This window comes from Halodesulfovibrio sp. MK-HDV (assembly GCF_009914765.1).
In the GTDB taxonomy this organism is placed as follows: Bacteria; Desulfobacterota; Desulfovibrionia; order Desulfovibrionales; family Desulfovibrionaceae; genus Halodesulfovibrio.
This window is the reverse complement of record NZ_WYDS01000002.1, coordinates 202,179-221,937: the sequence shown is the minus strand read 5'-3', so window position 1 is coordinate 221,937 and position 19,759 is coordinate 202,179. Positions and strand designations below refer to the sequence as shown.

General features: G+C 45.2%; 16 protein-coding genes and 1 pseudogene. 12 read left to right on the top strand and 5 right to left on the bottom strand.

Features of this window, described 5'->3' with window-relative positions; genetic code table 11:
• Window positions 1-71 precede the first annotated feature (71 nt).
• Window positions 72-2,201 (top strand): methyl-accepting chemotaxis protein, encoded by a 2,130-nt coding sequence (locus MKHDV_RS02430; protein ID WP_160711913.1) that lies wholly within the window; start codon window positions 72-74, stop codon window positions 2,199-2,201.
• 70 nt (window positions 2,202-2,271) lie between these two features.
• Here MKHDV_RS02430 and MKHDV_RS02425 read toward each other — a convergent pair whose 3' ends face one another.
• Window positions 2,272-3,720 carry a PLP-dependent aminotransferase family protein gene (locus MKHDV_RS02425; protein WP_254060394.1) on the bottom strand — a complete coding sequence of 483 codons (1,449 nt, stop codon included), beginning with the start codon at window positions 3,718-3,720 and terminating at the stop codon, window positions 2,272-2,274.
• A 117-nt stretch (window positions 3,721-3,837) separates the two neighbouring features.
• Between MKHDV_RS02425 and MKHDV_RS02420 the strand changes: the two genes are divergently transcribed.
• The 4 genes from MKHDV_RS02420 to MKHDV_RS02405 all read left to right on the top strand — a co-directional run bounded on the left by MKHDV_RS02420 (window position 3,838) and on the right by MKHDV_RS02405 (window position 6,750).
• Entirely contained in the window at window positions 3,838-4,575 is a 738-nt protein-coding gene (locus tag MKHDV_RS02420; RefSeq protein ID WP_160711909.1) for an AzlC family ABC transporter permease, read from the top strand.
• Entirely contained in the window at window positions 4,554-4,889 is a 336-nt protein-coding gene (locus MKHDV_RS02415) for an AzlD domain-containing protein (protein ID WP_160711907.1), read from the top strand. Before MKHDV_RS02420 ends, MKHDV_RS02415 begins: the two co-directional genes overlap by 22 nt.
• A gap of 414 nt (window positions 4,890-5,303) precedes the next feature.
• Window positions 5,304-5,906, top strand: coding sequence for a TetR/AcrR family transcriptional regulator (locus tag MKHDV_RS02410; protein WP_160711905.1), 603 nt, complete (start codon window positions 5,304-5,306; stop codon window positions 5,904-5,906).
• Window positions 5,907-6,084: 178 nt separating this feature from the next.
• The gene (locus MKHDV_RS02405; protein ID WP_160711903.1) at window positions 6,085-6,750 is read left to right on the top strand and encodes a response regulator transcription factor; all 666 of its coding nucleotides are present in this window, start codon (window positions 6,085-6,087) and stop codon (window positions 6,748-6,750) included.
• A gap of 141 nt (window positions 6,751-6,891) precedes the next feature.
• On the opposite strand, the gene MKHDV_RS02400 is transcribed toward MKHDV_RS02405, so the two are convergent.
• Window positions 6,892-8,151 (bottom strand): outer membrane homotrimeric porin, encoded by a 1,260-nt coding sequence (locus MKHDV_RS02400; RefSeq protein ID WP_160711901.1) that lies wholly within the window; start codon window positions 8,149-8,151, stop codon window positions 6,892-6,894.
• Between the two features lie 674 nt (window positions 8,152-8,825).
• Between MKHDV_RS02400 and MKHDV_RS02395 the strand changes: the two genes are divergently transcribed.
• Window positions 8,826-9,914, top strand: coding sequence for an SEL1-like repeat protein (locus MKHDV_RS02395; protein ID WP_160711899.1), 1,089 nt, complete (start codon window positions 8,826-8,828; stop codon window positions 9,912-9,914).
• A gap of 98 nt (window positions 9,915-10,012) precedes the next feature.
• Here the strand turns inward: MKHDV_RS02395 and MKHDV_RS19145 are convergent, their stop codons facing one another.
• The 3 genes and pseudogenes from MKHDV_RS19145 to MKHDV_RS02385 all read right to left on the bottom strand — a co-directional run bounded on the left by MKHDV_RS19145 (window position 10,013) and on the right by MKHDV_RS02385 (window position 11,095).
• The gene (locus tag MKHDV_RS19145; protein ID WP_371416000.1) at window positions 10,013-10,156 is read right to left on the bottom strand and encodes a YhcH/YjgK/YiaL family protein; all 144 of its coding nucleotides are present in this window, start codon (window positions 10,154-10,156) and stop codon (window positions 10,013-10,015) included.
• A gap of 116 nt (window positions 10,157-10,272) precedes the next feature.
• A pseudogene (locus MKHDV_RS19140) lies at window positions 10,273-10,461 on the bottom strand (YhcH/YjgK/YiaL family protein); the annotation flags it as partial.
• Window positions 10,462-10,618: 157 nt separating this feature from the next.
• Window positions 10,619-11,095, bottom strand: coding sequence for a pyridoxamine 5'-phosphate oxidase family protein (locus MKHDV_RS02385; protein ID WP_160711895.1), 477 nt, complete (start codon window positions 11,093-11,095; stop codon window positions 10,619-10,621).
• A 414-nt stretch (window positions 11,096-11,509) separates the two neighbouring features.
• Here MKHDV_RS02385 and MKHDV_RS02380 point away from each other — a divergent pair, with 414 nt between their 5' ends.
• The 6 genes from MKHDV_RS02380 (at window position 11,510) to MKHDV_RS02355 (ending at window position 19,536) form a co-directional block, all read left to right on the top strand.
• Window positions 11,510-11,908, top strand: a complete 399-nt coding sequence (locus MKHDV_RS02380; protein ID WP_160711893.1) for a winged helix-turn-helix domain-containing protein — start codon at window positions 11,510-11,512, stop codon at window positions 11,906-11,908.
• Window positions 11,909-12,110: 202 nt separating this feature from the next.
• Window positions 12,111-15,152 (top strand): formate dehydrogenase-N subunit alpha, encoded by a 3,042-nt coding sequence (gene fdnG / locus MKHDV_RS02375; protein WP_160711891.1) that lies wholly within the window; start codon window positions 12,111-12,113, stop codon window positions 15,150-15,152.
• A 46-nt stretch (window positions 15,153-15,198) separates the two neighbouring features.
• Window positions 15,199-15,927 carry a 4Fe-4S dicluster domain-containing protein gene (locus MKHDV_RS02370; RefSeq protein ID WP_160711889.1) on the top strand — a complete coding sequence of 243 codons (729 nt, stop codon included), beginning with the start codon at window positions 15,199-15,201 and terminating at the stop codon, window positions 15,925-15,927.
• Window positions 15,928-15,984: 57 nt separating this feature from the next.
• On the top strand, window positions 15,985-16,923 hold the full coding sequence (locus MKHDV_RS02365; RefSeq protein WP_160711887.1) for a formate dehydrogenase accessory protein FdhE: 939 nt from the start codon (window positions 15,985-15,987) through the stop codon (window positions 16,921-16,923).
• Window positions 16,924-16,940: 17 nt separating this feature from the next.
• The gene (gene fdhD, locus MKHDV_RS02360; protein WP_160711885.1) at window positions 16,941-17,828 is read left to right on the top strand and encodes a formate dehydrogenase accessory sulfurtransferase FdhD; all 888 of its coding nucleotides are present in this window, start codon (window positions 16,941-16,943) and stop codon (window positions 17,826-17,828) included.
• A gap of 34 nt (window positions 17,829-17,862) precedes the next feature.
• Window positions 17,863-19,536 (top strand): FmdE family protein, encoded by a 1,674-nt coding sequence (locus MKHDV_RS02355; protein WP_160711883.1) that lies wholly within the window; start codon window positions 17,863-17,865, stop codon window positions 19,534-19,536.
• The last annotated feature ends 223 nt before the right edge of the window (window positions 19,537-19,759 follow it).

Here is a 19,759-nt window from a genome sequence, read left to right as displayed (position 1 = left end):
CATATTAATTCACTACACTCGCCTTAATCTTGTAATGAATACTTACTAGCCTCACCACACTGGAGGGAACTATGCAGTTCAAATCTCTTAAAATGAAACTTCTATTAATCATTTCGGGATGTTCGATTGTATTCATAGGAGGGTTACTTGCGGTAACCATTAACTTCACGCGTACAGCAGCTATTGAAACTGCGCGTGTCATGACACAGGATGCTGCGGAAAAACAGGCACTGCTCGTCAAACAGGAATTTGACGAAGGCTTTGCTGTTGCTCGTACTTTAGCGAACACAGTTGAAGGTGTTAAATCTTACCAAAACAAACCAGATCGTGAACATGTTGCCCGCATCATGAAGCAAATTGCACTGAAACAGCACCGACTGTACGGTGTATGGATGGCCACTGAGCCAATGGCTTTTGACGGGGAAGACAGTCGCTATGAGGATGATGGGAGATTTAGCGCTGCGGACGGCAGATTTATTCCGTACTGGAGTAAGTCAGACGGAGCGATGGATTTAGCACCGTGTACCGATCTTAACGGCACTTGGTACACCTACAGTCGTAATACTCGCGAAGAAGCAGCAACAATTGTAACAGAGTATACCAGCACCGCTGGTTCAAAATACAGTGTATCCAGTCTTTCTGTACCTGTTCTCGTAAATGGCAAAGCCATCGGCGTTGTTGGTGTAGATTTATCCGCTGGATTTTTAAAAAACATTGTTAACGACATCAAAGCATTTGACGGCAATTGCACCATGAGCTTGATTGCTTTTGACGGCAATATTCAGGCTGCCACACGCAAGGCGGAACTGTTCGGACAATCTTTTGCGTCATCTGTTCAAGGCGGCGCGTCCTTGCTGCAAAAAGCAATGCGCGGTGACATTACTGTAAGTGAAACAGACAAAGAGTTACGTGTATTAGTACCTGTAACCTTCGGCAACTCCCAGAAAAACTGGGTTGTTTCATTGTCAGTGCCAATGGATATTGTTCTTGCACACGCAAACCAGATTACCAGAACTCTTCTTATAACCGGTATTGCCGGTCTTCTGGTTGCTCTCGCAGGCATTTTCTACCTCGTTACGCTTATCTCACGACCAATTATCGAAACCTCTTCTGTTATTTCCAAAATTGCTGAAGGCGATCTTACTGTCCGCTGTAATCCAAAAGGACAGGATGAAATTGCTGAAATGCAGAATGCTGTAAACAGCATGGCAGGAACTCTTCAGAAAAATATGGAAGAAATCGATAAGAATATGAAAGAAGTTCAGCTCCGTTCTGAAGAAGCTGAGCGCGCCACGGCAAGAGCTGAACAAGCGCAAGAAGAAGCAATTAAAGCACATCGCAACGGTCAACTTGCCGCTGCGGGTCAGCTTGAAGTGTTAGTTCATAATTTGACTGATGTTTCTTCTGAACTCGATACACAAGTTCGGACTACCTCTGAAGGGGTTGAGCAGCAGGACACACGAAACAGTGAAACTGCAACAGCTATGGAAGAGATGAACAGTACTATTCTGGAAGTAGCTCGAAACGCATCTGAAGCTGCAACCAGTGTTGAATCTGTTTACCATGAAGCACAGTCCGGCCTGAAAGTTGTTGGGCACTCAGTTTCCACAATTCAGAATGTATACTCCCTCAGCGAGCATCTCAAAAAAGAGATGGGCGAGCTTGGCGGACAGGTTGAATCTATCAGCGACATTCTGAATGTGATCAGTGACATTGCTGACCAGACAAACTTACTGGCATTAAACGCAGCCATCGAGGCCGCACGTGCCGGTGATGCTGGACGAGGATTCGCAGTTGTTGCGGATGAGGTTCGAAAACTTGCTGAAAACACGATGGAAGCAACCAGACGAGTCGGCAATGCAATTCAGACCATCCAGTCCGGAACACATCAGAATATTGATGCAATGACCAACACTGCCAAAGCTGTTGAAGAAGCCACCAAACTTGTAACGGAATCCGGCGATGCTTTCGGACGAATTGTCTCAAAAGTTACTCCGGCAACCGATCAGGTTAGAGCCATCGCAACGGCTGCAGAACAGCAGTCAGCTGCCAGTGAAGAGATTACTCAGGCAATCGATGAGATCAGCCATATCTCCACTGTCACCGCTGATAAAATGCAACAGGCAAAGCAATCTGTAGACACCCTTTCCGGCGTTTCTGATTCACTAAAAGGCATGATGCACACGCTGCAAAAAGGTTAGTTAAATAAGACCAAAGCCCCTGTCCGCATATTGCAGGCAGGGGCTTTTTATTGAAAAATCAAAATATGGCTTAGCCGTTTTGTTCAATCTGCTCTTTTGCAAGTCGCCCGATGGTCTCCAACCCTGCACGCATATCCTCATTCCAGAATCCCACACAAGATAGGCGAATAAAGTTAGTAAAACTATCGCTCGTAGAAAAGATAGCGCCCGGTGAGATACTGATATTGTACTTTTTTACATCAAAAAAGAGCTTTGTTCCGTCTACCTGTTTCGGTAATTCCACCCACAGCACACCGCCACCCTTAGGCTGCGTTGCTCGCGTCCCTTCAGGAAAATATTCCGGAAGATACTGCTGCATCGTGCTACGCTGATTGCAGATACATGTGCGCAATTTGCGCAAGTGTCTGTCGTAAAGCCCTTCTTCAAGGTATTTTCCCACTGCTAATTGAGTAGGTGTAGAGCAGGAAACATTTGTTGTTGCCTTAATCTCAAGAGCTTTATCCAGCTTCTTACCCGGAATCATATACCCGACACGGAATCCCGGTGCGATTGTCTTAGAAAAAGAGGAGCAGTGAATGACATTCCCTGTCTTATCAAAAGATTTAAGAGGACGCGGGCGTCCGTCTGTATCGCAATACAAATCACCGGATACGTCATCTTCAATCAACGGTATATGGTATGACTCACAAAGGGTAACTATCTCTTTCTTTACAACATCAGGAATAAGCGAGCCGTCAGGATTATTGAAATTTGGTGCAAGAATACAAGCTGCGATATCAAACCGTGAAAATGCTCTATCCAGATCACGCGGAGAAACTCCGTTCGTTGGGCAAGACGCCACTTCAATAGCTCTCAAACCAAGATTTTCCAGCAGCTGAAGAAAACAAAAATATGTTGGAGACTGGATAACAACATTGTCACCGGGACGCGTAGTGGAACGTAACGCTAAGTACAGTGCTTCCATTGCCCCGAAAGTCACCAGAACATCATTGCTAGTAACCCGACAGCCGTGCTCCTGCATTCGCCAGCTGACCTGTTTGCGAAGCAAAGGATTTCCCTGAATTGACTCATAACCCACAATATCCTGACCACTTGACCGCAGAACTGAATTCATTATTCGAGCCAGCGCCTTATGGGGAAGCAATGAACTATCTGCACAGATGCAGCCGAACGGAAGCATCCCTTTCTCACCGACAATACCGAGTACAGTTTGAATAAGTTGTGTTCTGCTCAGGTTCCCTCGCTGCACATTATGCTCTGGAGAATCCGGAATAGGTAAATGGGCAACTTTCTGTCGTACGTAATAGCCGGAACGGGGTCTCGCTTCAATGATCCCTTTCTTTTCCAATTCCATATATGCATGAGTTACTGTCGCAAGCGACACATTCATTTTCTGACTGACATCGCGCAATGATGGAAGCTTTTCACCCACATCGAATCGCCCTGTTTCAATCATATCAATCAAATAATGCTCTAAATTCTGATATTTAAAATCTTTTGAAATCATCTGCATAGCCATACCTGTCTGCTTTTTCTAATCTGTACTTATCGTTTTTTTGTAAAAACTGCATCTGTTATGTTGCCAGATTTCATGTTTCAATTCAAGCAGATTGAAACGCATTAGAAGGAATTAGATATGCAAAGCGAAGTAATTGAAAACACAGCTACATCCGAAAATTATGAAAAGAGCACCTTACGCTCAGGCATAATGGATGGGTTCAAGCAGGCCATCCCGATTATCGTGGGCTTTATCCCTGTAGGGTTTACATTTGGCGTCCTTGCTACAAAAAACGGACTCCCCGGACACATGACAGTACTCATGTCGTTTCTTGTTTTCGCAGGCTCCTCACAGTTTATTGCTGTCAGCCTGTTTGCGGCATCAATGTCGCCAATTACAATTATCATTACGACTTTTATTGTTAACCTACGGCATTTCCTTATGTCCGCAGCTATAGCTCCGCATCTTTCAAAAATTCCAATGTCGCGAAAGCTACTATTTGGTTTTCAACTCATTGATGAAAGCTTTGCCATACACATGGCGAATATTGACCGGAACAACTTTGGTGAAACGCAGGCTGTCACAGTTAACTGCATTGCGCATTTCTGTTGGGTCACAGGCACCCTCTTAGGTGTATGTGGTTCACATCTTGTTGCTGACATTAGACCACTAGGCTTTGATTACGCGCTGCCTGCCATGTTCGTCGTGCTACTTGTTTGGCAAATAAAATCGAACATGCATGCAATCGTGGCGTTCATTTCAGCCGGAGCAGCCATTGGATTATATCTGGCAGGCGCAGAACAGCTTTGCGTTATCCTTGCCGCTATCATCGGCGCAACAGCAGGAGTTGTTTTATGCAATATTCGCAAGAAGTAATTTTGATGACAATAGTCGGCATGATGGTCGTTACTTATATCCCTAGGTTACTACCGATTGCTCTTCTTTCTAATAAGCAATTTCCAGCCATTGTTACCCAATGGCTCAGTTATGTTCCGGCAGCAATTTTAAGTGCCCTACTCGCCCCGTCTTTGTTTATTCATGAAGGTAATTTTTCCCTTTCGTTTGACAACATGTACCTATGGTCCTCACTACCTGTATTCATTGTTGCCATCCGTACAAAAAGTTTCTTCGGAACTATCGTGACTGGAATGATTGTTATTGCCGGCTGGCGTTACGTTCTGGTTATGTAGCCAGACTCAACGAAATGTTATTTGTCCGCCGTCGGCACCGTTGCTAATGCATGTCTATTTGTGCTTCAGACATACTACCTCGACTCACCATTCGTTTTATCTAGGCAGATATGTCTATTCACAATAGATAGTTGCATGCAACGTAAAGCCTTGCCGACAAAAGTCGGCAAGGCTTTTTTACATGCAAATGTTTCGACAAAACAAAATATAAAATACGTATTATTTTCTACTGACAAACCACTAACCTGAGTTACACTCCGTCTCGATTTCCGTACACAATTCGCACTGGTTACCTAAACAGTGAGCTTGACTTTATTTTTACTCATCCTGTAGGAGTAATACTCATGCAATGACTATTGGTCATTTTATGAATAACTATTCATTTTTCACTGTAACCAGAAAGACACTCCGACTGTGACAATAAAGATAACACGTAAGCAAAAAGCAGAACAAAAAACCCGCCATTCAATTCTAGAAAGCGGAGTTTCGATAATTCAGACCCACGGTCTGGAAAATTTTACTATGCATAAAGTTGCTAATCAGACTGGAATAGCAAAAGGCACGCTGTATCTTTATTTCAAAAATAAAAATGAACTCTTACTTTCTGTTGCAGGGCATTGCTTTGAACCGTTGAGTCGCAATATTCGAAAAGTTTTCGCCAGCGACATTAATCCATTGGATAAGCTTGAAAAATATATTCATCTGTCTTTTACTCATATCGAACAAAATAAAGCTGTATATTACGAATTACAACTTACTTTTATTACTCTCATTGAGAAAGACATTAACGATAAAACTTCAACGTACTGGGAAATGATTAATATTTTTGCACGTACATTTGAAGATGGAATTTCTAAAAAATTATTACGCCCAATGGATGCCAATAGAACAGCTATCTTTTTTATTGATTCGATCGATGGAGCAATGACACGACGAATTGTTTCTACGGTTGGTAACTCTGCTGAAGATGACGCTCATGAGCTACTCAACATATATTTACACGGGCTTGCCTTATAGGCCGACCAAGCTCCGTTAGCACGCAGATTGACCACTGCTAACCTTGTAACATGGGTTGAAGGCACACTTAACACCTGTTCCTCCATACTGTATTCACAAATCGACCAGAATACACTGCCCTATGTTTTAATGGATGACACACACTTTATCTCTTCTTTAAATTAGCTGGATTAGAACAATGAAAAACAGCCCGAACAAACCGATTCGTATTCTTATCGTTGATAATCACGAAATATTTCGGATGGGTTTACGCGAAGGCCTCTCTACAAATGATGATATTACCATCGTTGGAGAAGCTTCAAATGGCGAAGATGCGCTTTCTCAAGTAAAACTCGTTTTACCTGATGTCATTCTCATGAATATTGGAATGCCTGTCATGGATGGTATCCAGACAAGTTTAGAAATGAAAAAACGCAACATTTCCAGTAAAATTGTCATTCTTACGCATAATACTTCTGGAGACGCCGTATTTTCTGCTATCAAATCAGGTGCAATGGGATACTTACTCAAAGATATTTCATTATCGGACCTTGCGCAGAATATACGCAAAGTTCAAAGTGGAGAACCTGCATTTACACCATCAATTGCCCTCGAAGCTCTTTCAATTATCGCTTCACCGGGCGAGCATAAACATGCTGAGCCACATCCGCTCACCCCAAGAGAAGTAGAAATTCTCCAGCTCGTTGCGAAGGGTAAAGGCAATAAGACAATTGCCGAGGACCTCACAGTAAGTGAAGCGACAGTAAGTACGCACATGAATAATATTCTCACCAAATTACATCTTTCCAATAGAGTGCAAGCAACACTGTATGCCCTACGCAAGGGACTATCTTCCCTCGCATAGATTGAACTGTTACCGTACAAATGAAAAAGCCCCGTTACACATCGTGTAACGGGGCTTTTTTTACGCAAAAAAAGAGGTACCCGCCAGGGTACCTCTTATAGTGGCTGTTAGCTCACTGACTTTATGAAAACTACTTCTAAATTAGAAGTTGTATTTTGCGCCGATAGCAGCTTTGAAAACGTCGTCGGTGCTAGGAGCAGCGTCGTCGAGATCAGTTACTACGTAAGCAAGGTCAACGATGAGATCAAGATTGTCGTACATTGCGTAAGTAGTTACGAAGTCAAATTCGTATGCTTTGTCATCGGTGGTCCAGTCGCTGAGGCTTGCAACAGATGCGAAGTCGTCGTCGTTAGTGCCCTGGATGTAAGTAGCACGGAAAGTGTGAGATACTTTTTCGATGAAGGACATTTCAGAAGCCTGAAGGGATACGCCCCATTTGCCAGCTGCGCTACCGAAGAGAGCATCTTCAGAAGTTGCAGCAGCACCGAAACCTACGAGAGTAGTAGGAACGAAGTTAAGACCACCGTTGATTACTGGGAACAAGTTGTCACCATCGTCGTCGAGGCCAGAACCGTACCATGCGAGGATTGCAGGAACTGCGAAATCCATTGCGTAAGCAGCTTTAGCTGCTACGAAGTAACCTGCGTCGAGGGTATCAACTTTACCGTAGATACCGTCGAATGTAAGGGTAAGGTTTTCGATTGGAGCAGCTTCTACAGCAACACCGATCCACTGAGCTTCTTTACCAGCAGTACCAGCAAGATTGTCGTAACCAAGTGCAGAGTTCTCGCCGTTGTTGGAGAACATGAAGTAAGGAGAAACAGTTACTACGTCGAAATCAGCGGAAACGATAGCACCGAAGAGGTCGCCAATAGTACCAGCATTCTGGAACTTGTCTTTAGAACCAGCGTATGGACGAGCAAAGAAAGCTGTTACGCCAACGTTGTCGTAAGAAGTGCTAGCTACGATAGCTGCAACGTCGTCGTTGATGATTGGGGAACCAGCAACAGCACCTGGAAGTGCGAGACCCTGGATACCAGCACGTACCTGAACGGTAGTGGAAGGAACCATGAAAGTCATGTAAGCACGTTTAGTTTCGATGTTAACGCCGTCAGCGCCAATACGACCACCGGAACCGCCGCCAACGTTACCAGCTTTGGTGTAACCCCAGTCCTGGTCGATTTCGAAGAATACAGTACCGGAAAGAGCTTCAGATGCGATGATGTCGATCTGGGAACGGAAGCGCTGGGAGAAATCGTTAACTTTGCCCTGTTCGTCTACGTTAAGGTAGTCGTAACCAGCGTAAAGGTAACCGGAAGCCTTAAATTCAGCAGCAGATGCGCCTAAAGCAGCACCAAGCACCATGCAAGCAGCAAGTGCGAGAACGATAATACGTTTCATAATAAATTTTCCTTCTTAAGTTCACTAAATTCCAAAGTCAGTGGCCGTTCAATTTTTTGTACCCATAGGTAAAAAAATATGCAGCCGAGGGTGAAGCTCTTGTTGCTGAGGTGGCTTCATACAATTTTTCGTGGCTAACGAAGAAATTACATGCCTCTGCGGTGAGCTCCATATATGAATGAGAATGGCTAAACTCTCAGTTCATGCAGAATGGAAATTCTTATTCATTTTCTCTAGGCATAACTAATAAAATTATTCTCATACGTTTCGCCTACAAGCAGAACATATGGTCTAGACAAAAATCTTTTTCCTGCACTTGGTTTATACATGGTTTGATGTTTTCGCATCAATAAAAACTTAGAATTGAGTCTCTTTATACCTACATGTTTAAGTCTACTTTCATACATATATTTGTGTAGATAAGTATTTTTTTAATCCTCTGGATGTCGTAGTACGAAACACTTTTTCCGCAATATCTTCTAACAAAATTCCATTTGCCCAAAAACATATCCACCTTTGATTCGCTACTTTTTATTTTTTAAATAGTATGGAACAAGGCAACGCGTACAATTTGTTCATAACCGTGTTTCAAACTTGTACCCGCGCGCATTGCAATGTAATGCAAATATACACCTTACTGATTCGTACACTATTCATGACTGACTGGAGCGCCTGTGTTTTCTTCCGTAAAAAAGCTATTTACCAAAGCATCCCAAAATTATTCCCTTGAGCAAGCTCTCCTAGCCTATGACACTGAAGAGTATGAGCTCGCCATTTCTCTTTTTGAGTCGTTGGCACGCGACAGAACTCCCAAGGCACTCTATTACCTTGGCACATGCTATTTTTGGGGGCTGGGAACAGAAAGCAATCAGGAAAAAGGACTCCGCCTGTTTATTGCCGCAGCCGAACAAGGCTACTGTCAGGCTCAAATAGAGCTCGGCTATATTTATCGTCACGGGTACGGCGTTACGGCAGATTGTAAGACGTCCTTGCAGTGGTACGAACGAGCTCAAGCGACTGGTAACCCAGATGCCATTGCGGAAGTTGCTCATTGCTATGAATATGGTGAAGGTGTTGATCAAAATCTAACCAAAGCACTAGAACTCTATGCTGACGCTGCTGAAGGCGGCAACGCCATAGCACAGTTCACGCTCGCAAGCTTCTATACTAAAGGTATAGAGGTGGAGTACGATCCTATCACCGCGTTCTACTGGTTCAAACGGGCTGCTGATCAAGATTTTGCTGATGCTTATATTCACGTCGCTGCAAGTTATGCACGTGGTGAAGGCGTTGGTACCGATTTGAACAAAGCCATTTCATGGTATGCAAAAGCGGCAGAACACGGCGATGCTGTGGCACAGAATAATATGGGCTACTATTACACGACCGGAACCGGCGTTGTGCAGGATGAAGAAAAAGCAACGTTCTGGTACTACCATGCAGCAAAGCAAGGGCATGCAATTGCACAATATAACCTTGCTGAACGTTACAGAATCGGAAGCGATGGTGAGAAAAAATTGACCGAAGCGGCCTACCTGTATCTTGAATCTGCAATGCAGAGCGATAAGGATGCACAATACCGTATGGCTATGTGCTACAAATTCGGTGAAGGTGTTGAAAAGAATCTAGAGCAATTTGTATACTGGATAGAAGAAGCAGCACGGCAGGGACAACAAGCAGCTATCGATGAGATCAACACATATATTACACCGGAAATCCCTCAGCAACCTGTGCCTGAAACTGACTCTACAATTCTGGAATAAGCCGTACCCTGAATCGTATTCTAGCATAAAGAACAAGCAAAAAATGTGCGACGCCTCACTGATTTTTGATCGGAGAACCATCGCACACTCTATCTATATTAGCTAACTGCTACTTTGAGAATAACCTTATGAATCTCATCATTCGAAATAAGAGGCATGTGTGCGTCTTCAGGAAAAAAGATAGCAAATGATCCCGACAAAACGGTATTCCAGCTAGCCGGAACATCATCGTAAAAATACACATCAGGGTACTCTTCCGGCTTTTCAGCAGGCACAGTAATCTCTCCCCGAGATTTCCAGCCACCTGCTCATTACCCTGAATCACAAACTGAATATCAATATATTCGTCATGCGCTTCAAGCTTTGCATCTTCAACAGCTTTTCCCTTTTGATGAACCACTGTGGCAAAAAGACTTCGTCCCACAATTTCATATTGCCCATCAGCCAACTCTCGCAAGTCACCTCGACGTAGAAAAGCAAAAGCATCAGCAAAATACGGGGATAACGATTCATATCTTGCAGCATGTTCCAGAACATCTAAAATCATTATATAATCCTCATTCATAGAATAAATATCGGTCGCCACACTGCATTAAAAGAATTACTTTTTCAATTACTATACTTACCCGTAATTCTGGAAAAACGTTTTATCCCTCTGCTCATACCTCGTCTATTCTATCTGGTTTATTCTGATCTTTCTTGGTCTATTCTGCCCAAACTCCAGATTGCTTCACGCTGATATCCTTAAGTTCAATCTTCAGCACACAGGTTCCGCGAACAGCAGCTTCAGGCATTGTCCCTGCTCTTCCATAGTACTTCCAACAAATGGCATCAAGAATCTGCATTTTCTCGCCCACATCATCAACAAACTCAACAACTCCCCGCGCCATCAAACACTGATATGAAAAATCACTCTTGCAGATATTTTTTTCAGTTGGAGTAGAAACCAGTGTCCCTTCGCGAGTTGCTTCAAAAAACACATTCGGATTTTCATTCAACACATCAATCTTTCTGCCCACCTTGCTCCCGTGAAGAAAAACCGTTGTGCCTTGATGAGTGAAATTTAACGGAACAACATAAGGAGTATCATTCGAGCACATTCCCAGCCGACATACAGAAACCGTCTGTAATACCTTGTCGATACTCGCAGGACAGGTAACATCTCCTTCTTTACGTCTCATACATCCCTCCATCTTTTTTTATTTTAGTACTACAAACCCTCAAAAATTTTGTTCAGATCATTGCAGATATAGCAGTTTGCAGCATTTTCCTACGTTCCTTTCAACACTGCCGATAACAAAGTCTAAACTTCCAATTTTAATCCATACAGAAAGCCTAAGATCACTTCTAATCTTAACCTATGTCTTTTTAGACATAGGTTTCTCTTTTCAAACCTGCAAGGTTCTTATTCCTATGTTTTATTTAACACACCCAGCGTCACTATTGCTGAAAAACTGATGAACTCCCCTTATTTAAAGGAGTTATGGAACTTAGTGTCAAACAGTGCGTAATTATTTTAAATCTTACTACTTTTGCAATTTGTTATATCTAGTTAGGCATAACAAAAATTACAACGCTCAACATGGATAGAGAATATGACAACAGGCGCTCCTACAATGCGAATTCACCTATGGCTCGAGACCTCCGCCGGAGTTCTGATGGGACAAGGTAGACTGCAACTGCTTGAATACATAGGGCACACAGGCTCGCTCAGTGCTGCCGCGAAAGCTTTAGGTATGTCTTACAGAGCAGCCTGGGGCAAAATTAAAGCATCTGAAGAAATTCTCGGTGTTAAGCTGCTGGAACAACAAGCTGGAAAAGGTTCCTCTGCCCAGCTCAGTACAGCCGCAAAACATCTTATTTCGTCCTATAAAGATTGGCTGACTAATGTGGAACAATACGCACTCTCCTCTGCTTCAGAACACTTCGGATATGCTCCTGACAAATACTGGTCAATAAAAGACCTGCCGTCCCCAGCAATCTCAAAAAAGTAACCTGTCTTCTTTTCCTACTTTTGCATGTGTCTAAATACTTTGTGGACACATGAACGGGAAAGGTGCGTCCGTAGCCGTGCTAATGTTAACATACTGATTTTATAGATTTATCTTGCAAAAAAAACGTACAGCGTGTGAGAGTTTGCTCTAAGCATTGTATGGATGCAGTGCATTTCTTTTACTCACAACAGGAGGCCAACGCATGAGTTATACGCGGCGAGGATTCCTTAAGCTCACCAGTGCAGGGGTAGCCTGCCTCTCATTGGGCCAATTGGGCTTTGATTTGACGGAAGCGCATGCTTACGCGACTTCCCTCAAAACAAAGGGCGCTAAGGAAGTCATCACAATCTGTCCTTTCTGTTCTGTAAGCTGTCACATCATTGCGCATGTACGCGACGGTAAGCTCATCAGTACAGAAGGTGATCCGGACTTCCCAATCAACGAAGGTGCACTTTGTGCTAAAGGCGCTGCTCTTCTTTCCATGTCACGCAATGAGCACAGGGTTAAAAAACCTATGTATCGTGCTCCATACAGCGACAAGTGGGAAGAAAAAGACTGGGATTGGGTACTCACTAAAATTGCCCGTAAGGTCAAAGATACCCGAGACAAAGAAATCATCTTAAAGAACGATAAAGGCCAGACCGTTAACCGTCTGGAATCAATGTTCCTGCTTGGTACTTCGCATGCAAGCAACGAGGAATGTGCCCTTATCCATCAATCTATGCGCAGCCTCGGTGTCGTCCACATGGACCACCAGGCACGTATTTGACACAGCGCAACTGTAGCGGCTCTGGGAGAGTCGTTTGGGCGCGGTGCTATGACAAACCACTGGATCGACATCAAGAATGCCGATTCAATCCTGATCATCGGCAGTAATGCCGCTGAACATCACCCTATTTCCTTCAAATGGGTATTACGGGCTAAAGACGCAGGCGCAACAGTAATGCATGTTGACCCTAAGTTCTCCCGTACTTCTGCCCGTTCTGATTTCCACGTACCTCTTCGTTCCGGTACAGACATCGCCTTCATGGGTGGTATGATTAACTATGTGCTCCAAAACGAAAAGTACTTTAAAGACTACGTAGTAGACTACACCAACGCTCCGTACATCGTGAGTGAAGGTTTTGAATTTAATGACGGTCTCTTTAGTGGTTATGATCCTAAAAATCGTATGTACGATCAAAGTTCTTGGAAATTTGATCTCGATTCTGATGGTGTTCCTAAAAAAGATGCGTCTCTCAAACACCCACGCTGTGTTTTCAATCTGCTGAAAAAACACTTCTCACGTTACTCACTTGATAACGTGTCTTCCGTTTCGGGCGTATCTAAAGAAAATCTGACCAAAGTGTATGAGAACTTCGGTTCCACAGGCACACCTGAACGTGCCGGTACCATCATGTATGCACTGGGCTGGACCCAGCATACAGTTGGCGTACAGAACATCCGCAGTGCTGCAATCCTTCAGTTACTTCTTGGTAACATAGGTATTGCTGGCGGCGGTATCAACGCACTGCGTGGTGAGCCTAACGTACAGGGTTCAACTGACCATACACTTCTCTATCATATTATTCCGGGCTACATGGCTATGCCAAAAGCCGACTGGCAGACATATGCTGAGTACAATAAAGCCAACACCCCAGTTTCCACCGATACACAGAGTGCAAACTGGTGGCAGCATAAGCCTAAGTACTTCACTAGTTTGTTGAAAGGTTGGTACGGTGACAATGCGACTGCCGACAACGGATACTGTTACGGACTGCTCCCTAAAATTGAAAAAGGCGCAGACCATTCTTACATGTACCTGTTCGACCGCATGTTCAAAAATAAAATCACCGGCGGTTTCATCATTGGCTTGAACCCAATGAACAGTGTGCCTAACTCCAACAAAGTGCGTAAAGCACTTGATAACTTGGACTGGCTGGTAACACAGGAACTTCATCATTCCGAAACCACAGATAACTGGCAACGTCCCGGTGTAGACCCTAAAACGATCAAAACCGAGGTGTTCCTGCTTCCTTCTGCACACCGTGTAGAAAAAGAAGGCACAGTTACCAACTCCGGTCGTTGGATCGGCTGGCATGACAAAGCCATTGAGCCAGAAGCAGAAGCACGCTCCTTTGGTGCTGCCTTCGTACCTATGATGAACAAGGTACGCGGTCTGTACAAAAAAGAAGGCGGCAAGCTGCCGGAAGCAATCACATTGCAGAACTGGCCTGAAACATACAATGCCGAGTACTGGACCCGTATTATCAACGGTCAGTTCACTAAAGACACTGTTGTTAAAGGCAAGAAATACAAAAAAGGCCAGCAGGTTCCGTCCTTTACGGCTCTGGGTGACGATGGTTCCACCATGTCCCTTAACTGGCTCTATGCAGGCAGTTACACCGAAGAAGACGGCAACAAAGCAAAACGCCGTAACCCTAAACAGACCGACATGCAGGCAAACATTGGCCTGTACCCTAACTGGGCATGGTGCTGGCCTGTTAACCGCCGTATTCTGTACAACAGAGCTTCTGTTAATGCAGACGGTATGCCGCTCAATCCTAAAAAAGCTGTTATCAAATGGGATGGCAAAAAATGGATTGGTGACGTGCCGGATGGCGGCTGGAAGCCTATGTCCAGCGGTGAAGGCAAACATCCGTTCATTATGAGCAAACACGGACACGGTCAGATTTTCGGCCCTGGCAGAAAAGACGGTCCAATCCCTGAGCATTACGAGCCAGTTGAGACTCCAATCAAGTCTCATCCGTTCTCAAAACAGCTCAGCAGTCCTGTTTACAAACATATTGAAAGTTCAATGGACAAGCTTGCTAAACCTGCTGATCCGAACTTCCCGATTGTTCTCACCACATACAGCCTTACCGAACATTGGTGTGGCGGCGGTGAAACACGAAATGTACCGAACCTGCTTGAAGCCGAACCTCAGCTGTATGTTGAGATGAGCCCAGAATTGGCTAAAGAAAAAGGCATTGCAAACGGCGACGGTGTTATTGTGGAAAGTATTCGCGGTAAAGTTGAAGCCATCGCGATGGTGACCGTTCGTATCCGTCCTCTGAAAGTACAGGGCAATATTGTTCACCTTGTGGGTATGCCTTTCTGCTTCGGTTGGACAACTCCCGGAACAGGCGATTCAACGAACAGACTTACTCCTTCTGTAGGTGATCCGAATACAACTATTCCTGAATACAAGGCTAGTTGCGTCAATGTCCGTAAAGCTGACAAGCTTACAGAGATTGATAGATAGATCATCACATCTGCTGCGTATGCAGTGGAATTAAAGGAGCAAGAACATGTCAAAAGCCTTTCTTATAGACACCACACGGTGCACGGCTTGTCGGGGCTGCCAGCTTGCTTGTAAAGAATGGTATGAGCTTCCGGCTAATAAAACCAAACAGGTAGGTACACACCAGAACCCACCTGATTTGAATGCAAATAACTACAAACTGGTGCGCTTCAGCGAGCATATGGACGGAGATACCATTACTTGGAACTTCTTCCCCGACCAATGCCGCCACTGTGAAGAGCCTCCATGTCAGGGCGCTGCTGATACAGTTGAAGAAGGTGCCGTTATTAAAGATGAAGCCACAGGCGCAGTTATCTTTACAGATAAAATGAAGCAGTTCTCCGACGAAGATTTACAATACGTCAGAGAATCCTGCCCGTACGATATCCCTCGCTGGGATGCGGCGACAAAACGCCCGGGCAAATGCATTATGTGTATCGACAGAGTTCAGGCTGGCCAGCTTCCGGCGTGCGTACAAGTATGCCCGACTGGCACAATGAACTTTGGCGACAGGGACGAAATGCTCGCCCTTGCAGAAAAACGCCTTGCTCAGGTCAAAAAGGATCATCCTAACGCAATGCTCGCAGATCCGGATGACGTAAGCGTCATTTACCTGCTTGCAGATGCACCGGAACGCTACCACACCCATGTGGTTGCCGAAGCTCCTGCGCCAAAATCGCGCAGACAGCTCTTTGCATCATTGCGTCCCTCTTTGACACCCGCTTCTAAATCCTAGCTGTTGACCTCAGGGGAGTGGCGAAATTCGCCACTCCCTATCTGGACAGGAGAAAACATGCAAACTGTTGCCGCCACTTCCCACAAGAAATCACTTTCCGTATCGCAAACATTGCATGCAGCGTGCGAAAAACACCCTGCGCTTACGCCGATTATTGAGCAATTTACCACACTATATTCTGCGCGAGCTGAACTTATCGAATCCCTTGCAGACGAGCTTGCAAAGGACAAAAACTGTCCTGCACCGATCATTAGCGAAGAACGCCTTCAGCAGGGTGTCCCTGTCCTTTCAGATAGCGATATCGAATGGGCTGGCGCTTATTATTCAGAAATCGAAGAATCTCTGTTCGGAAACCTTGAGACAATCGGAACTCTGGAACCAGCAGTAGCACAGTACAAAAAAGCTATTGCAGAAGAAGAAGTTTCTATCACCTCACTGCTCCGTGCCGCACTGAATTCCAATGAGTCTGCCTTTTCTAAAAGTGCGAAGGCTGCGGACATGGAACCTGCCGCATTGCTTTTCATCACTCAGCAAATCGTAAGCTGTGTTCTTGGTGCGTATGCCATTGTACATAACGAAGCATTATCAAAAATTTTCTGGCGCGAAGCATACTGCCCTGTCTGTGGATCTTTTCCAGACATGAGCGTGCTGCAACGTCCGGATGTCGATCAGTCTGAATATCTCGCCGGTGGTGGCGGTAAAAAAATGATGCATTGTTCCTGCTGTTCCCACCAGTGGCATTTCCGTCGCGGCACTTGTCCTGCCTGCAATAACGATGAAGCTGGCGCCATCCACTATTTCCATATTGAAGAACAAACAGGCGAACGTGTTGAGTACTGTAATAAATGTAATTCATACCTCAACAATATCGACCTACGAAATTCAACCGCCACTCCAGACCTTGCTGTTGCGCCAATAACTTTGATTCATCTTGATATGAAGGCAGCACAGAAGAAACTTAAACCGCTCGTTCACAGCCTTTGGAACACTTTTTAAGTTGAGTAGGACATCCTATGCAGAAACAATCATCAGCTGTCACAACAGATTCAAGCTCAGCAGTCCAACAAATGTTGACCCGCACTATTCTGCGGTATCGTGAGCAAAAGTCGCATCCTTCAGATGATCAAATTCTGGTAGAATTTCCCCTTGTCATCACGCTGAATGCAATCCCTATTGCCACGCTTGAATGTACACCGGGGAATGAAGTGGCGCTTGCACTGGGCTTTTGTATTACAGAACAGCTCATTTCAACCACGGAGCAAGTGCGACTGCTACATCACAAAAGTTCACCAGAAGAGGCTGAAGTCGCCCTTTCCATAAAGGGCGGCAAAGAACGTGTGTACCAGATTCTGCAACACAAAGGCGTTCGCGTCAGCAGCTCTTGTTACGGCAGTGGCGCACATGGTGCTTCCACTCGCTTCCCTGACGTAGGAAATGACTTCTCTCTGTCTCCTTCACAGGTTCACTCACTGCAAAAAGAATCCGAAGCATGTCAGGCTCTGTTCAGCAGCACAGGGGCAACACACTTCTGCGCCCTGTACGACAAGAATCTTTCTCTCATCGCATATAGCGAGGATGTGGGACGGCATAATGCTCTGGACAAATCCATCGGGCAAACCATGCAGTCCGGCTGTATCGGCGATATCCGACTTATCCTTCTATCCTCACGGGTAAGTCACGAAATGCTGCGCAAATCTGCCGCAGTAAACGCGCAGGTTATTGCTGGATTTTCCGCCGTAACCAGCTCTGCAATCCATCTGGCTGAACAAACCAACAGAACGCTTCTCGGCTTTGTTCGTAACGGTAGAATGAACATTTATTCCCATAGCGAACGACTTGGGCTTTCATCACCGAGCCCGCAAATGCTGCCCGAAACAGCCTCTGTTAACTACGTCCTGTAATTATTCCCAACACATTGATTATTGGAGCAATATAATGTCTCAAGCTCACGACCATCAACCTGCTTTTAAAAACATAGGTAGTCATACCTTTGATCAATTTATAGACATGGCAACGCTCTTTCACAACTATCCTGCACCAGGTTTGCTCATTGGTGGATATATGGTGGAAGAAGCCCGAAAACACATGCCTGAAGGCACGCTGTACGAGGCCATTTCAGAAACTACATGGTGCCTGCCGGATGCAATTCAAATGCTCACCCCCTGCACCATCGGTAACGGGTGGATGAATGTCCTGAATCTTGGTCGGTATGCCATGAGCTTGTACGACAAACACACCGGTGAAGGTGTGCGTGTATGGCTGGACATTACAAAGATTCCAGAAGATTCAGAGATTCTAGTATGGCTGATGAAAGAAAAGCCTAAGCAGGAGCAAGATTCAGACAGACTGCGAAAAGAAATTGGGTGCTACGGTGCAGATATTCTTTCCACAATACCAATTTCCGTTCCAAAGCCTAAGCTGATTAAACGCAGCAAAGGCAGCATTCTTCCATGTTCTGCCTGCGGTGAGCCATATCCTTCTTCTCACGGTGCACTGTGCCGAGCCTGTCAGGGTGAATCCCCGTATGCAGGTCACACAACCCTTGCTGTCCCTTCTGATATTGTATTCCCAGTACCGGAAGCGCTGAAAACCGTACCTGCTGACACAGCACTAGGCAAAGACGTTGTACATGACATGACAAGCATTCTGCCCGGCACCAGCAAAGGCGCAGCATTTAAACGCGGCGATACGTTTGGTGCAGGTGATTTATGCAGATTACAGCAAATGGGAAAAAACAATGTCTATGTAGCAGATGCAGACGTGGGCAAAGAATGGGTGCATGAAGACGACTGTGCTAATGCATTTGCCACCGCCATGTGTGGGACAGGAGTGAGCACACAAGGCGAACCGCACGAAGGCAAAGTAACACTTGTGGCAGAACTTGACGGCCTGCTGAGAGTAAACGCAGACGCCATGAAACGGTTCAACATGTGTTCGGGTGTAATGGCTGCATCACGTAACGGAAACACCATTGTCCGCAAAGGTACAGAGATCGGCGGAACCCGTGCTATTCCTCTATATCTGCAACGCCTCCAGTTTGAACAAGCATTGCACTCCTTGCAGGAAACCCCGCTTTTTGAAGTACGTCCGCTTATGACAGCTCGAGCCGGTCTTTTAATCACCGGTGATGAAGTATTCAACGGCATTATCGAAGATAAATTTCACAGCATCATTCATAAAAAAATGCTCGGTCTCGGCGGTGATGTTCACCGCTCGAAGATTGTTCCGGATAATCGCACCGCAATCAGCGACGCCGCACATGAATTTGTTCAGGCTGGCTGTAATATCATAATTACAACAGCAGGACTTTCTGTAGACCCTGACGATGTAACACGACAGGGACTGCTTGATGCCGGAGCGCATAACCTGCTCTACGGCGCACCAATTCTTCCCGGTGCAATGACTCTCGTTGGTAAAATAGGCTCAATCCCGTTACTCGGGGTTCCGGCATGTGCGTTATTCTTTAAGCACACCAGCCTCGACCTTATTCTTCCGCGTCTTTTAGCCGGAGTGCAAATTACAAGAGAAGAACTTGCTTCCATGGGCGAAGGCGGCATGTGCCTTAACTGCGCAAACTGCTCCTTCCCTAAGTGCCCATTTGGAAAATAATTATACATAGAAGTTTCTGACAAAATTATTTTTAAACAGATTGAGACAAACCTGTGCAGTGCAAGGCGCAAGAAAAAGTCAGGGGCGAAGCATAGTTAGATCTATGTGAGCATCTGACTTTTTTGAAGTAACGCCAGTCAACCGTTAGCGAGTCTTCGAGTCCCACGGGAACAAGTGCCCTAGGGGTGCGCAGCAATGTGCAGGTTTGTCAGCAATCTAACAT